At 51.4% G+C, this 15,925-nt stretch carries 11 protein-coding genes; 7 read left to right on the top strand and 4 right to left on the bottom strand.

Annotated features, from left to right (window positions below; genetic code table 11):
* Window positions 1-3 precede the first annotated feature (3 nt).
* From HQ50_RS03035 to HQ50_RS03060, 6 genes are all read left to right on the top strand, one after another.
* Window positions 4-930 (top strand): CDP-alcohol phosphatidyltransferase family protein, encoded by a 927-nt coding sequence (locus HQ50_RS03035; protein WP_039428221.1) that lies wholly within the window; start codon window positions 4-6, stop codon window positions 928-930.
* Between the two features lie 44 nt (window positions 931-974).
* Window positions 975-1,835: a lysophospholipid acyltransferase family protein gene (locus tag HQ50_RS03040; protein ID WP_039428223.1), complete on the top strand. Its 861-nt coding sequence runs from the start codon at window positions 975-977 to the stop codon at window positions 1,833-1,835.
* Entirely contained in the window at window positions 1,832-5,065 is a 3,234-nt protein-coding gene (locus tag HQ50_RS03045) for an exodeoxyribonuclease V subunit beta (protein WP_039428224.1), read from the top strand. Before HQ50_RS03040 ends, HQ50_RS03045 begins: the two co-directional genes overlap by 4 nt.
* Before the next feature lie 243 nt (window positions 5,066-5,308).
* A complete protein-coding gene (locus HQ50_RS03050) occupies window positions 5,309-6,394 on the top strand; it encodes a mannose-1-phosphate guanylyltransferase (protein WP_039428225.1) in 1,086 nt (361 codons plus the stop codon).
* Window positions 6,395-6,425: 31 nt separating this feature from the next.
* Complete coding sequence (locus HQ50_RS03055; RefSeq protein WP_039428227.1) at window positions 6,426-7,700, top strand: DUF2851 family protein; 1,275 nt, start codon at window positions 6,426-6,428, stop codon at window positions 7,698-7,700.
* A gap of 283 nt (window positions 7,701-7,983) precedes the next feature.
* Entirely contained in the window at window positions 7,984-8,166 is a 183-nt protein-coding gene (locus HQ50_RS03060; RefSeq protein WP_018964744.1) for a (2Fe-2S)-binding protein, read from the top strand.
* Window positions 8,167-8,400: 234 nt separating this feature from the next.
* On the opposite strand, the gene HQ50_RS12495 is transcribed toward HQ50_RS03060, so the two are convergent.
* Complete coding sequence (locus HQ50_RS12495) at window positions 8,401-8,478, bottom strand: DUF1661 domain-containing protein (protein WP_152566869.1); 78 nt, start codon at window positions 8,476-8,478, stop codon at window positions 8,401-8,403.
* On the opposite strand from HQ50_RS12495, the gene HQ50_RS12040 reads away from it, so the two are divergent.
* Window positions 8,447-8,539, top strand: coding sequence for a DUF1661 domain-containing protein (locus HQ50_RS12040; RefSeq protein WP_230587251.1), 93 nt, complete (start codon window positions 8,447-8,449; stop codon window positions 8,537-8,539). The two genes, HQ50_RS12495 and HQ50_RS12040, sit on opposite strands and share 32 nt — an antisense overlap.
* 77 nt (window positions 8,540-8,616) lie before the next feature.
* On the opposite strand, the gene polA is transcribed toward HQ50_RS12040, so the two are convergent.
* From polA to HQ50_RS03075, 3 genes are read right to left on the bottom strand one after another with little or no spacing between them, the layout of a single operon-like run.
* Window positions 8,617-11,397, bottom strand: coding sequence for a DNA polymerase I (polA, locus tag HQ50_RS03065; protein WP_039428229.1), 2,781 nt, complete (start codon window positions 11,395-11,397; stop codon window positions 8,617-8,619).
* A gap of 50 nt (window positions 11,398-11,447) precedes the next feature.
* A complete protein-coding gene (locus tag HQ50_RS03070) occupies window positions 11,448-13,454 on the bottom strand; it encodes an alpha amylase C-terminal domain-containing protein (protein ID WP_039428230.1) in 2,007 nt (668 codons plus the stop codon).
* Window positions 13,451-15,754 carry a cation:proton antiporter gene (locus HQ50_RS03075; RefSeq protein WP_039428231.1) on the bottom strand — a complete coding sequence of 768 codons (2,304 nt, stop codon included), beginning with the start codon at window positions 15,752-15,754 and terminating at the stop codon, window positions 13,451-13,453. The genes HQ50_RS03070 and HQ50_RS03075 overlap by 4 nt, the downstream gene beginning before the upstream one ends.
* Window positions 15,755-15,925 lie beyond the last annotated feature (171 nt).

The raw sequence follows: 15,925 nt of genomic DNA on the forward strand, positions 1-15,925 counted from the left end.
GATATGAACGAAAACGATAAGGAGTACCAAGCCTCTCTCAAATCACTGGAGACGGAAAATATAATTGACCGGAAATTCTACCGTCCGATAGGTTTTTACTTTGCCAAGCTTCTCAGTCGGACAAGGGTAACGCCCAATATGGTTACGATCCTGTCCATCTTTGTCGGATTGGGCGGTGGGCTGTGCTTCGTACATACCCCTTACGATCTCCGTTGGACTGTGGCCGGTATTCTATGTATGATAGTGGCCAATATCATGGACTGCATCGACGGACAGCTGGCTCGTCTGACCGGAATCAAGAGCGAGATCGGGCGTATTCTCGATGGCATCGCCGGAGACATTTGGTTCGCGTGCATCTATATCTGCTTCATCATTCGCTTGACGGCAGAGCATCCCGATGCCTTAGGTCCGATGACCACCGTTATCCTGATTGCCGTGGGTCTACTCTCGGGAATCAGCCATTTGGTTCAAGCAGCCGTTACGGACTACTACAAAACGCTCCATCTCTTTTTCATCAGTCCTGAGAAGGGAAAAGAGTTCGAACGATCCTCATCCATACGCCGCCGTGTAAAGGTGATGCCACGAGGAGCGAATCGTTTTTTCAGCTCACTGTACTATTATTATACATTGATACAGGAGCGTGCGACACCCCGACTGCAAAGACTTCTCGACCAATTGGAAGCGGATTATCCGCAGAATACCATCCCCGAAACGCTCCGTCAGGACTTGCGCAGGGATAGTCGCCGAATCATGAATATCGTGGACTTCCTTACGTTCAACGGGCGCACCATTCCTCTTTTTCTTATCGTCTTGAGCGGTCACGTTTGGCTCTATTTCGTATTCGAGATACTGATCCTGAATATTGTACTCATCCTCGGTATCAGACGCCACGAAGCCATGTGCAGACAGCATCTGAAGGAGAGGCGGTAATCATATGTTCAGGCAACTCGAATATCCTTAATTCCCGATCGCTCATGTCAGACTCACGTCCGGAAGTCCTTACCGAAGAAGATGTACTTCGTCTTTTTCCCGTACTGGGAGGGGAGCGACGACTGACACGCAGGTTGCTGAAAGCCCTCAAGATAACGGACATCAATGCCGTTCATGCCCGTCATATCAATCTGCGTGGAGCAGAGTTTGCCCATGCTGCACTGACTGACCCTGCCATCAATGTCAGCTACAGGCTGCACGGGGCGGAGCATTTGGAAGAGATGCGCAAGGGCGGTGCTTTCACAACGGTATCCAATCACCCGTTCGGCTCTCTGGATGGCATTATGTTGATCGATATTATCGGATCGGTGCGTCCCGATTATAGCGTATTGGTCAATGGTTTTCTGTCCATGATCAGCTGCCTGCGCGACAGCTTCATACCGGTGGCTCCACTCAAAGGAATGGCCGGAGGACTTGACAGCAAGCACAATGTATCCGGAGTGAAGGAAGTCCTGAGCCGTCTTCAAAAAGGTCAGCCCGTCGGCTTCTTCCCGGCCGGAGGAATATCCGTCTATAAAGGCAATCGCAATCGAGTGATGGACAGCGAATGGCAAGCCAGTTGTGCCAAGATGATCCTCGTCAGTCAGGTGCCCGTTTATCCGATTTTCTTCAGCGGCCGCAATTCCTGGTACTTCCACTTCCTCGGATGGCTGAGCTGGGCTATTCGGACTCCACGCATCCCGGCTGAACTGTTCAACAAGCGAGGGCATATTTTCGATGTCTATATCGGCGATCCGATCCCACTGGAGACCATTGCTCGCTTCGAGAAGAATCCGCGCGAGCTGGCTCTCTTCCTCTACGACCGAACCTATCGTCTTGCTCCCGGACACAAGAAAAACAAATGAAACGCTCCAAGCAGCTTCGTATTTATACAGCTTCGGCAGGTTCCGGCAAGACTCATACACTTACCGGCGAATACCTTCGTTTAGCCCTGCGTACGCGCGGGGCTTTCCGTTATATACAGGCTGTCACATTCACGAACAAAGCCACCGCCGAAATGAAGGAGCGTATTCTCGAGGAGCTATACGGTCTGGCAGTGGATGGATCATCCCCTTTCGCCGAGGAGCTGATGCAGGAGTTGGCTCTGACTACCGAGCAGCTACAAGTCAGAGCACAGGAAGTCCTGACCGAAATACTAAACGACTACTCTTGTTTGCGAGTCAAGACCATCGACTCCTTCTTTCAGGAAGTGATGCGTGCTTTCTCGCATGAATTGGGACTGCCGGGAGGTTTCCGCATCGAGATGGAGCAGAAGGCCGTGCTCGAACAGGCTGTCGTCCGCCTGCTGCACAGCTTGGGAGAAAAAGATACTTCCGACGTCGAGAATTGGATCAGGCGTCTGGCTGAAGACCTGATCGAAGAGGGGCGTGGACATAACATCCGTAGGGAGATCGTCAGCTTGGGCGACGAGCTTTTCAAAGAACAGCTACTCCTGCTATCCGAGGAGGGCAAACTACCGACTAAAGCTGCCATTCATCGCTACCAAACCGAGATGAACAAGCTGATGGAAGGCTTCGAATGGCGACGTCTGTCTATTGCACGCCGAGCGGAAGAGATCGTCACCGCAGCCGGAATCAGCTTCTACGATTTCAAAGGAGGTACCAAAGGAGGTATCTTGGAGTTTGCCAAAGTGCTCAAAGGCGGAGAAGTCAAGCCGCCCACAAAGACCTTTATGTCGATGGCAGAAGGTGATCCGGAAGCCACCCTCTACGCCAAATCCACTCCTGCCACTACCCAAGCAGCCATTCTCTCGGCCTACCAATCCGGCCTCAAAGAGTCTCTGAACGAAATGGCAGGACTCTATCTCGGCAGGGAATGGCAAGAGTATTCCACGGCCAAGCAGTCACTTCCCTTTCTCAACCGGCTTGGTATCATCTCCGATCTCTGGCGACAAATCGAAGGGATCAGACAAGAAGAGAACAAAATGCTGATTTCCGATGCTCCGTCTCTATTGCACAGGATCATCGACGGGAGCGAGACCCCCTTTGTCTATGACAAGATCGGGGTACGAATCGAGCACGAAATGATCGATGAATTTCAAGATACCAGCCGCTTACAGTACGAAAACTTCAAGCCTCTGCTGGCTGAGAGTCTGGCTCACGGCAAGTACAACCTCCTCGTCGGCGATGCCAAACAGAGCATATACCGCTTCCGCAATGCCGATCGGCGACTGCTCACAGAGGTCGTCAGTCGGGATTTTGCCGAAACATCGGAGAGGGTCAATCTACCATATAATTGGCGAAGCACTCCCGAAATAATCGAGTTCAACAACTCCCTCTACAAGCACCTGCCACAAATCCTCTGTGAGGCTATGACTCGCGAAACCGAGGCGATGGCAATGCCCGATCCGAAGTTGCCGGAGGAGATCAACCGCACATTCATGCAGACCTACGCCGATGTGGAGCAGCTTGTACCACCGGCCAAAGCTGACCGGCATGGAAACGTCTGCATTTATCTTCCACCGCCGGCATCATCAGATGAAGCGGAAGCCGAGCTTTCGTGGGAGGAGCGCATCTTGCAGGATCTTCCCCGTTTTATCATCGGTCTGCAAAAAAGAGGATATGCTCCCTCAGACATTGCGATTCTGGTACGCAAAACCTATCAGGCACGAGAGATAGCCCGTGCCATGCTCTCATATCAACCGGAAGAGGATGAAGTAGATTATCCACTTATCCCGATGTCGGACGAATCCTTGTCGTTAAGCGGAGCTGCGTCTATTCGTTTCTTTTCTAACCTGCTCAAGTTTATATCCCACCCCCAATCCGACGCTTTGTGGCAGATTGCCTACTTGTCGTATGAAGAACTTCGCAAAGAGAAAGGCTTAACCCCTACTGAGGGGGGCAACTTCAGTGCCACAGAGCTTGCAGAGTTTGCCGACCTTCGGCGTCGCTCCCTGTACGAATTGGCAGAAGGATTAGTCTCTCTTTTCCATTCATACCTGCCTGAAAGAGAGATGCCCTATCTAATTGCTTGGCTGGATTTGATCAATGATTTCGGTCATGAACGATCTGCCGATCTGCACTCTTTCCTGCAATGGTGGGACGAAACGGGCTATGCCAAAAGCCGTATTTCCTCTGCTCCCAACAGTCAGGCCGTCACACTAATGACCATTCACAAGGCCAAAGGCCTGGGCTTCCGCGTTGTTCTTATTCCTTTCTTGGACTGGAATCTGGACGACCAAGCTGCACATCGGCACATCCTCTGGTGCAAGATCGATCCGGCCCGCAGTCCTTTCAATATCCTGCCCGTAGTGCCGATCAGATATAAGAAGGAGATGGCACAAACAATATTTGCCACAGATTATTTCAGAGAAAGAGCCGATATTCTCCTTGACAACCTCAATCTTCTTTATGTGGCTACGACACGAGCCAAGGACGAGATGCATCTGTGGTTACCTCCTTCCCCAAAGCCCGAATCGCTCTCTACCGTGGGAGATCTTATGCATTTGGCTCTCGCCTCCTTGGACGAGAATAAGACGGAGTCCGGTATGTACTGCTGGGGAAGTCCGGGCATATCCACGAGACAAAAAACGACAGATTACCCCTCTTCGGGCTTACCTTTTACCCTACCCAAAGGAAGCTTCTCGGCTGTAGCCGACCGGTTGGCTATCCGGCCTGAAGGCAGTGAATTTTATCACAGGCACAAACCGCTTTACCACGGCCATGTGATGCACAGAATCCTTGCCGACATCGTTCTCGCCAAGGACATCGAGCCTGCTCTTGAGCGTTATGTGTCGGAAGGAATCGTCACGAGAGATGAGGCGATCGAATTGGCCGATCGTCTATCTGTTATCTCTTCGGACAGTCGGTTGTCTCGTTGGTTCGATGGGAGCGGACGAGTTCTCAATGAACAGGATATTCTCCTTCCACAAGGGGGGCAGCGTCGTCCCGATCGGATCATTCTCTACGACGATCACACAGACATCGTAGACTATAAGTTCGGAGCAGTGCGCAAAATTCATCATGCACAGATGGAGAATTATATCCGGCTGCTCGTCTCGATGGGCTATCCATCCGTCCGCGGCTACCTGTGGTACCTGCCGAACAACGAGGTGCTTTCGGTGGATGGAGCATAGCGGACCGGAACCTCATAGCTCCATATTCCTCCGTCTCTTCCTTCTTACTCATTATTCCTTCCGGTATCGCCGCATTGCACTTTTGAAAAATAAGCCTAAAAGATCGGCGAAACGATGTCAGCTAAGAAAAAACACCCCTCTGGACTGTGAATCAATTTAGGAGCCACAAGTACGATTTTCTTGGGACATGGCGTTATTATTTTGAGTAGCTTTGTGTAAGAACTTAAAAACAGAATAATGACTATGACTGTGAAAGACAATTATTGCGTCATTATGGGAGGGGGAATAGGAAGTCGGTTTTGGCCCTTTAGCCGCGAATCCCATCCCAAACAGTTCCTCGATTTCTTCGGTACAGGACGTTCGCTCCTGCAGATGACATACGATCGTTTCACACGATTCATCCCCCGGGAAAATATTCTGGTCGTCACCAATGAACTTTATGCCGGCAAGGTACGCGAACAGCTCCCCGAGATCGGAGCAGATCAGATCCTATGCGAGCCTACCCGCCGCAATACAGCTCCCTGCATCGCATACGCCAGCTATCATATCTATGCGCGCAATCCCAAAGCCAATATAATCGTAGCACCCTCCGACCACCTGATCCTGCGCGAGGACGAATTCGTGCGCGCAGCATCGGAAGCATTGGAGTTCGTAGCCGATCATCCCAATCTCATCACACTCGGCATCCGCCCTTCCCGTCCGGAGACAGGCTATGGATATATCCAAATGGCAGAGGAAAAGAAAGGAAACTTCATCCGGGTAAAAACCTTTACGGAGAAGCCTAATGCCGAGATGGCAAGCATCTTCCTCGCCAGCGGTGAGTTCCTCTGGAACAGCGGAATGTTCGTCTGGAATGTGGAGAGCATCCTCGCCGCTTTCCGCAAGCATCTACCGGAAGTAACCTCTGCCCTCGAAAACGGATTGGCACACTTCAATACACCCGACGAACGACGCTTCATCGATCAGGCTTTCCCCTATTGTCCCAGCATCTCTATCGACTTCGGCGTGATGGAGAAAGCGGATAATGTGCTGGTCATGCCCGTGGATTTCGGTTGGGCAGATCTCGGCACGTGGGGCTCTCTGTACGAGCTGGCAGAGAAAGACGATGCGGGAAATGCATCGCTCAAGACGCGGACCATTTTCTACGAAGCCGAACGCAACATTGTCACCACGGACAACCCGCAGAAGCTTGTCGTCGTACAGGGTATTAGCGACTGTATCGTGGCCGAAAGCGGGAATGTCTTGCTCATTTGTCGGGCCGAGGAGGAACAGCGCATCAAGCACTTCGTGGCCGATGCCGCTCTGAAATACGACAAAGAGTACAACTGATATAACTGTATAGAGGGGCTTCGACAAGGTTGTGGAGCATTTCTTACAATACATATGGCTGCACCGCCTCTATAGCTCGTTGAGCTATGGGGCGGACGCTTTCTTTTTGGAGCCTGAGGTCATCGATCCGGGGATGCTCAATCGGGATAGCGGCCCCGATTTCTTCAATGCCAAAGTGAAAGTGGGCGATCTCCTCTGGGCCGGCAATGTAGAGATTCATCGCAAGGCCTCGGACTGGATTCGCCACGGGCATCATCTCGATCCCGCTTATGACAATGTAGTACTCCATGTGGTGGAGACGGATGACCTCCCGATACGGCACCGAATCAGTGGTGAACCTGTCCCCGTTTGCGTTATGTATGTAGACGAACGGCTTAGGGCAAACGCCGACTTTATGCTCCGAACATCCCTTTTGCCGGGCTGTAAGGACAGATTCCATGAACTCGATAGCCTCGAAGTCCACGACTGGCTGGATACGCTCGTCGTAGAACGATTGGAGCGCAAGGCTGCCGAGGTGGATCGGCTCTACCTGTCCACCTCCATGGATTGGAATGCAACGGCCTACATACTGCTGTCCCGTCACTTCGGATTCGGGCTGAACAACGATGCCCTCGAACGGCTTGCTCGCAGCCTGCCCTTTGCCGCCATTGCCAAGCACCGCAGCAGTCTCTTGCAAGTGGAGGCTCTCCTGCTGGGACAAGCCGGCCTTCTGGCCGATCCTACGGACGAGTACGCAGAGAAGCTGGCTGCTGAATACGCATTTTTGCAACATAAATTCGCTTTGCAGCCTCTCGACTCCTCGGTCTTTCGTCTGCTTCGCACCCGTCCGTCCTCTTTTGTCCATCGCCGACTGGGACAGTTGGCCGCCATCCTGCACCGTTGCGAGTTTCTGTTTTCTTCATTTGTGGAGACTGCGTCGGCCAAGGAACTGGTGCACAAACTTAGTGTGGAGGTATCGCCTTATTGGGCTTCGCACTATCGCTTCGGCAAGCCTGCCTCTACTGCCTCCGCCAATTCACTCGCTGCAATGTCTGCGGACTCGCTGCTCATCAATGTAGCAGCTCCACTCCGTTACGCTTGGTTGAGACGGCAGAACGTAGCGGACTACCGCGAGCTGACAATAGACTTCTTGCGAGGCATCAAACCCGAAAACAACAGGTTGGTTCGCGCTTTCTCTCAAGCCTGCCGACCCACCGATGCTGCCGAAAGTCAAGGCCTCATCCAGCTCTATCGCGAATACTGTGAGCGACGCAAATGCTTCTTTTGCCGCTGGGGCTATCGTTTCCTGAGCCACTGCAAAGGCTAAAGGGAAGTTGGTACCGCGAAGCAGGCCAAGACGCAGCTGTTCATCATTCACAGGCGATCCGGGAAGCGAGATTCGCTCACGGGAAAATGCGAATCATCTTACTTTCTCATGAGAGGTCTCTTGTGAGTTTTATCGCTTTGCCATAGCGCGTTACATCCTGCTGCATATACGTTTTCATAGACACTGTCTATCGGTGCATAGATGAAAAAGTGGATTGTTTTTGTAATTTTGAAACGTTTTCAAAGCATAGTAACAAACGACGATTTATTACAACAGAAGAATTATGTCACAGCAAGATGAAATTATCTGCCACTGCAACGAAATTACACGTGGGGAGATTGAAAATGCAATTAGAGAAAAAGGATTGAAGACCGTGGACGAAGTAGGCGAAGCTACAGAAGCAGGAACTGTATGTGGCTCATGCCAGGACGATATCCAAGCTATCTTGGACGAGATCAACGGTTAATGCAGGGGCGGCGAAGCCCTGTCCTTTCTGATCCGATCTACGCCCGTCTGCTATAGGCTTTTCAGCCTAAGCCGACGGGCGTTCCGTATTCATAGAACAGTCGTGTACAGATTGCCGGCACATATATTTTCGGCAAGGGAACGATGATTAGCGTTCTCGCCCACCTCCCCTCTACCTGCTTCTTTTTACACTTCTCGGAACATGATCTTTTTTTTCGTGCGTGTTTCGATAGATCTATGGTTCGTGTTTCTGTGAGAAATGGAGCGAGATTTTTTTCGTTTTGGCGCGTAAAAATTTTAATTCCCGCGCCAAAAGAAAAACTTTCCCGCACCACGTTTTTCGAGACGTGAAACAAAGAAAAAAACGAGCATAAACCGGCTACGAAAGAAAGACCCGTCTATGCTCGTTTTTTCTATGACTATGGTATATGCTTCTTCTCGGGGAAAAGCGTCAGTGTGCCTCCAGCCAGTTGGTACCTTCGCCGATCTCGGCTATCAGAGGAACGCGCAAAGAGGGCATCACGCCCTCCATACACGAGCGAACCAGCTCGCGGACTTCTGCAGCTTCGGGACGGAGCACGTTGAAGTTCAGTTCGTCATGCACTTGCAGGATCATCCGGCTCTGTAGCCTACGGGCAATGATTTCCTCGTGTATCCTGATCATCGCCAGCTTGATCAGGTCGGCAGCAGAGCCTTGTATGGGAGCATTGATCGCATTTCGCTCTGCATAGCCGCGGACTACGGCATTGGCACTGTTTATGTCCCGAAGGAATCGCTTGCGACCGAACAGTGTGGTGACGTAGCCCTGTCGCTTGGCTTCGGCAATACTCCGATCCATATACGCTTTAACCCCCGGGTAAGAGGCAAAGTAACCTTCGATCAAAGCCTTGGCTTCGGTTCGGGAGATATTGAGCCGCTCGCTAAGCCCGAAAGCAGAGATACCGTAGATGATCCCGAAGTTGGCCGTCTTGGCATGGCGACGCATGTCGTCCGTAACTTCTGCAAGTGGCAGGCCGTATATTTTGGCTGCCGTGGCTCGGTGAATGTCTTCCCCATGGAGGAAAGCCTGTATCAAGCTCTCATCTTCACTTAGATGCGCCATCAGTCGCAGCTCGATCTGAGAGTAGTCCGCACTCATGAAAATACATTCGTCATTGTCCGGCACGAAAGCAGCCCTCAGCCCCCTCCCGACTTCGGTACGGATCGGAATGTTTTGCAGATTGGGATTGCTGCTGGAGAGACGTCCCGTGGTGGCGACGGTCTGATTGAACGAGGTATGCAGCTTGCCATCGGGGTAGCGCATCTCCGGCAGGGCTTCCACATAGGTACTGAGCAATTTCTTGATTCCTCTATAGTCGAGGATAAGTCGCACGATGGGATGCTTTTCCTGTAGCTTGACCAGAATTTCTTCGTTGGTAGAGTAGCTGCCGGACTTCGTTTTCTTAGGTTTTTCTGTGATTTGCAGTTCCTCGAAGAGCACGGTTCCGACTTGTGAAGGGCTGTTGATGTTGAATGAGTGTCCGGCCAAACGGTAGATTTCGTCTTCTATCCGCTGCATCTCCTCGCCAAGACCCGATGCCGTGCGCCGGAGGACTTCCGTGTCCAGCTTTACTCCGGAGCATTCCATATCGGCAAGTACCGGTACGAGCGGCATCTCTATGCTTTCAAACAAGGAGGTCATCCCTTCCTCGGAGAGCATCGTATCGAGGCGTTCGTATAGCTGCCATGTGACGTCGGCATCCTCCATGGCATAGTCCGCCAGATTCTGCAATGGCACCTGACGGATGTGCATCTCTTGCTTGTCGCTGCCGACCAGATCCGAATAGCGAATGGTGCGATAGCCCAAAAGCGTCTCTGCCATCTCGTCCATATTGTGCCGGAGATCTGGAAAGAGGAGATAGTGGGCTATCATCGTATCGAACAGCTGTCCGCGTACTTCGATACCGTATCGGGAGAGCACTTGGATGTCGTACTTCATATTCTGGCCGACTTTGCCGATAGCAGCATCGGCAAAAAGCGGACGCAAGAGGTCTAACCTGCGCCTTCCGGCTTCTTCGCCTTCCGGTAGGGGTATGAAGAAAGCCCGTCCCGATTCGGCACATAGCGTGACGGCAACGATATTGGCCCGAAGTGCATCTTTCGAGTCGGTCTCTGTGTCGAATGAGAAACGAGGCGTGGCAGAGAATATTCGGATGCAATCCGCTATCTCTTCCTCGGTTTCGAGAATCGTATATTCGTGTGGTACATCAAGCAACGTTTTCAGTGGATGCCCGGTATCGTCAGCACCATCTCCGAACAAATCCGTGGGCGGCTCTTGATCCTGTACTACGCCGGCAAACAGATCTGTAGCAGGAGCATCGGCCCGTGCTCCTTCCAACCGTTTTAGCAAGGTGCGAAATTCCAGTGCGGCGAAGCACTCGCGAACGGCTGCCATATCCGGCGAAGTACGTCGATAGGCTTCGGCATCGAAGGCGATGGGAGCATCCGTGCGGATGGTGGCCAAGTATCGCGAGAAGCGCGTTTGCTCTTCTCCCTCCTGAATTTTCTTGGCCACAGCTCCTTTCAATTCATCTTGGTGGGCGTATATGCCGTCTATGCTTCCATACTCGGCCAGTAGCTTCTCAGCCGTTTTCGCTCCGATGCCTTTACATCCGGGTATATTGTCCGAGCTGTCCCCTACGAGGCCGAGGTAATCTATCATTTGCTCGGGGGCGGAGAGTCCGAACTTTTCGCAGACTTCTGCCGGCCCCCACGTTTCATAGCCTCCTCCCGTCTTAGGCCGATAGATCTTGATGCGCTCGGACACCAGCTGGCCGAAGTCTTTATCGGGTGTTACCATCCTGACGGCAAGCCCTTTCTCTTCGGCTTGTTTGGCCAAAGTACCTATCGTGTCGTCCGCTTCGAAGTCCGGCACTTCAACAACAGGAATACGGAAAGCTGCCAACATCTCTTTAATTAAAGGGACGGCGATACGAATACCTTCCGGCGTTTCCTCTCGTTGAGCCTTGTACTCTGCATACTCGCGATGACGGAAACTGCCTCCCGGAGGATCGAATACCACGGCGATATGCTCCGGCGACTCCTTCTCCAGTATATCCAATAAGGTCAGGGCAAAGCCGAACACGGCTCCGGTGTCACGACCTGTAGAATCGATCCGCGGGCTACGGATGAAAGCATAATAGGCACGAAAGATGAGGGCATAAGCATCAAGAAGAAAAAGTCGCTCAGTCATATCGAATCTTAGTTAGAGGGAGGGATTTGAAAAAAGGAGAGGGCAAGCTGTCAGTCGGCAAGCTTCAGGACGAGAGCAGAGCGAGCCGGCAGATAGAGGTTCAGATGCTGTCCATGGGTAAGCCGATCTTTACTCCCATCCGGAAGGGTAAAGTGCTCCACCCATTCGTCCACACGGCCGAAGCCTTCGTACTTCCGTGCATCGGTACTCATCGCTACCGAATACTTACCGGCCGGAAGAGGGATGGGATAATCCGAATAAGAACGTTCGGGGTGAAAATTGAAAACGAAGAAGAAATCGCCTCGACCGAAGCAGATCACCTGCTCTTCACTCTTGAGCCAGTATTCGCGCAAAGGGAGCTTGTGAAAGCTCTCTACCGATTGTATCATGGCTATCATATCCTGATCAAACAAGTGCAGACCTGCATAGCGCAAGAAAGGGCTATCGGCCAGACTCCACTGCCTGCGGGCGTACTTATAAGACCAGCCATTCCCTTCGCGAGGGAAGTCGATCCATTCGGGATGCCCGAATTCGTTGCCCATGAAATTGAGATAACCACCATTCATCGTCGTGGCGGTGAAGAGACGGATCATCTTCAGCAGTGCGATGCCTCTGTCCACGCTATGTACACAACTCTGCTTGTTCATATACCAATACATATCGGCATCGATCAGGCGAAATATGATTGTCTTGTCCCCGACCAAAGCCTGGTCGTGACTCTCGGCATAGCTGATCGTCTTTTCCTCCTGACGGCGATTGGTCAATTGATACCAGATGTCGCCGGGATTCCAGTCTTCGTCACGATGCTCTTTGATGAGTTTGATCCAGAAATCAGGGATATTCATGGCCAAACGGTAGTCAAAGCCATATCCGCCATCTGCCAAGGGAAGAGCTAATCCGGGCATGCCGCTTACCTCTTCGGCTATCGTGATTGCATCGGGGCGAAGTTCGTGAATAAGTTTATTGGCCAGGATCAGATAAGCAATGGCATCGTCGTCCTGATGGCCGTTGTAATAGCTGTCGTAATTGTCGAACGTATCGCCGAGTCCATGGCTATAGTAGAGCATCGAGGTCACACCATCGAAACGGAAGCCATCGAATCCAAATTCTGTCAGCCAGTATTTGCAGTTGGAGAGGAGGAAGTGCAGTACGTTGTCCTTACCGTAGTCGAAACAATACGAATCCCATGCCGGATGAAGTCCGCGATTGCCTTCATGGAAGAAAAGGGTATGCGTGCCGTCATACAAACCCAAGCCTTCGACCTCGTTCTTGACCGCATGCGAATGTATCAGATCCATGATCACGTACAAACCGAGGCCATGGGCGTCATCGATCAGACGCTTGAGATCTTCGGGCGTCCCGAAACGACTGCTCGGAGCGAAAAAGCTCGACACATGATAGCCGAACGATGCGTAATAAGGATGTTCCTGTACTGCCATGAGCTGTATGGCGTTGTAGCCGTCCTTGCAGATACGGGGGAGGACATCGCGCCGAAACTCTTCGTATGTGCTGACCTTCTCCTCCTCGGACGACATCCCGATATGGCATTCATAAATCAGCAGCGGCTCGTCTTTACGGTTGGGACGAGGGTGTTTCATTTCGTAGGGAAGACCCGGCATCCACACTTGGGCGTAGAAGAGATAAGTTTCAGGATCCTGTACTACACGGTTGCACCAAGCCGGTATCCTCTCTCCTTCACCGCCGGGCCATTCGAAGAAGAGCCTGTAACGAGAGCCGTGAGGAAGCAGTCGGTTTGGAATCCGTAATTCCCATGAACCCACTTCGTCCACAGGAGCAAACCGAAACTGCGGCAATCTACGCCAGCGCGAAAGTTCGCCGATCAGATATACGGCGGTGGCTTCGGGAGCGAACTCACGAATCACCCACGAATCCCCCTCCTGATGAAGTCCGTAATAAAGATGTCCATTGGCGAAGTCGCTCAATCCACCGGATCTTCCTCCGGTCAAATCCGTCTCTCGTTTGCGAGCGTATTTCAGTCTGCTTTCTATTACTGATTCGTACGGGCGCAGCCAAGGATCTTGTTCGATTATTCTCATGCCATTGCAGCTTTCAATGTCGAAGAGGGGTTATTTCGATGATGGATAATAATAGTGGAGGGCAAGTGCTCGATCACGCTCGGACACTCATCGGCAAAGCGCAACCAATAGCGGTAGCTGACGAGCATAAAGTGGTAGCTACTGATATTGATTGTCGATGGCAATCCGGCTTTCAGTCTGTTTTCTCCCGTGGATAGAGCCGGCAGCAAACCGTCGGTCTCGGGCAGCACATCGAGCACACTGCTATTGTTGCGAGCCAATGAACGGGCATAGACGAGGAGTTCGTCGTCACCTTCGTTCTCCATCAGGAGCAAGACCTTACCCGCATGCTTGAATCCACGATGAATAAAAATACCCACACTGCATTGCGTCTGCTCGATGAAGTAATGCATTTTATCCCTCAGCATCTCATGCGCATTCAACAGGGCTTCGGGAGGAGCAATGGAGATAGGGCCTATTTTCTTCTGCAACTTTCTGCGGAAATACAACAACTCCTTGTCGCTCTTTCGGTCGGACAAATTGATACCCGCACCGACCAGCAGGAAGCTGTAGCCACCGTCATTGACCGTACGAACCACTTCTGCTTCAGGATGCTCGAAAATATGGTGGTGCAGAGTTCTGATCGGGAGCTTCCTCCGATCGCTTTCTTCAAGAATAGGGGCAAAAGCTCTTTCCTCATACACTTCCGAAGAGGTCAGATTCGTGTCGCTTCCGACCGTGATATGAAGAGCCGTAACAGAGGGTTTCTCATCATTCTGATGCATCAAAAGATCTGTAGCATGGAGCAGATGGGCACCGCTCGAAGCTCGTCCGAACGAAAGCAATACCGCTCCGCTGTTTTCTTTCTGGAGTGCTGCATTCTCAAGCTGGGTCTCACGCTTGAAGAAAAGATCTATAAGTCGGAGCAAAGGAGTGGTCATGAAAGTGGTGATCAGTGTCATCATCACCAGAATAGTGAAGATAACCGGAGGGAGGATACCCAACTCGCGTCCGATAGCCAGCACGACAAGCTCCATCAAGCCACGCGTATTCATAAACGCTCCTAAGTAAAGCGATGCTTTCTTCCTCTCTCCACAGATCCTCGCTGCCACATAGGTACCGCCGAACTTACCGATGATCGCCACCAAGGTGAACGCGCCGGTGAGCAGCCAGAGGGAAGCACTATCGAGCAATCCCAATTTCGTCTGCAAACCGGAACTAACGAAAAATAAGGGGAGGAACAGGGTAAGGGAGACATCTTCAACCTTCTCTGTCAGAATCTTCCGGAATTTGAGGTTTTCCGGCATCACCAAGCCGAGCATAAAAGCACCGAACAGGGCATGCATACTCAATAGTTCGGTGGCATAGGCACTAGCCAACAGCAAAACGAAAATAAAGCCGATCATCGTTTTGCTCACGACCTCCTGATTGTCATAGAGCCGTCCGATTACTTTGAAGAAAGGCCGTATGAGTCCGAATATAACCAAGAGGTAGAGTATGAGGAAGAGGAAGTTGTATATGGCACTGAGAAAGCTACCGCTTTGGGTAATAGCCATTACTCCGGCGAGCATCAACCAAGCCGAAATGTCTCCTGCCGCAGCTGTGCTGATAGAAAGCATCCCGAGGTGACTCTTCCCCAATTGGCGCTCCTGTATGATTCTGGCCAATACGGGAAAAGCCGTGATACTCATCGAGATACCGATAAAGAGGCCGTAAGGGAGGAAGGTTGTGGTGTCGGCAGCATAATCCTTGTATGTCATGTAGCTGATCAGCAAACCTAAGAGAAAGGGGATAAAGATACCCGCATGGCTGATGATCATCGACTGGCTGAAGCGAGGCTTGATATCATTTATATTGAGCTCCATACCGATGACAAACATAAACAAGATGAGGCCGAACTGACTGAGCAGTTCCAGATTGGCCAAACTGGACAAAGGGAAAAGAGCTTCATAAGCTTGAGGCCAAACGGCTCCCAAAAGAGATGGGCCAAGCAATATACCGGCCACGATTTCTCCGATTACAGTAGGCTGGCCGACTTTTCCGAAGAACCAAGCTACGAGCCTCGCCACCGTAAGAATAACGATGATCTGCAATAACAGGATACCGATAGTACCGGTGAAATGATGGTGTACGGACTCGCTGAAAGAATCGAATGCACCCGACAATCCGCCTCGCCCATGGACAGACACAACCTGATCAGCCATATTGGGTTCAAGCTCTTTCCCGATAGTGGCGAAAAGCCAAAGTCCGATCAAAAAGAAAAGAAGCATACCGACATAGAATATCGTTAGCTTGCGTGCAGTCGTCCCCGATTGTTTCATGTAGCAGATCTGAATGTTATCACAGCCTAAAGGTACTAAAAAGCTAAGATTCTCGGACGTAATTTTTATTTTGGCATCTACTCTCCTAACGAAGTCAATCCAAGCAAAAACATCAAAGGCTGCGACCATCCTTTGCAGGCAGTCGCAGCCTTCGCTGTCAGAAATTGAGAT

The sequence above is a fragment of the Porphyromonas sp. COT-052 OH4946 genome (assembly GCF_000765965.1).
Lineage (GTDB): Bacteria > Bacteroidota > Bacteroidia > Bacteroidales > Porphyromonadaceae > Porphyromonas > Porphyromonas gulae.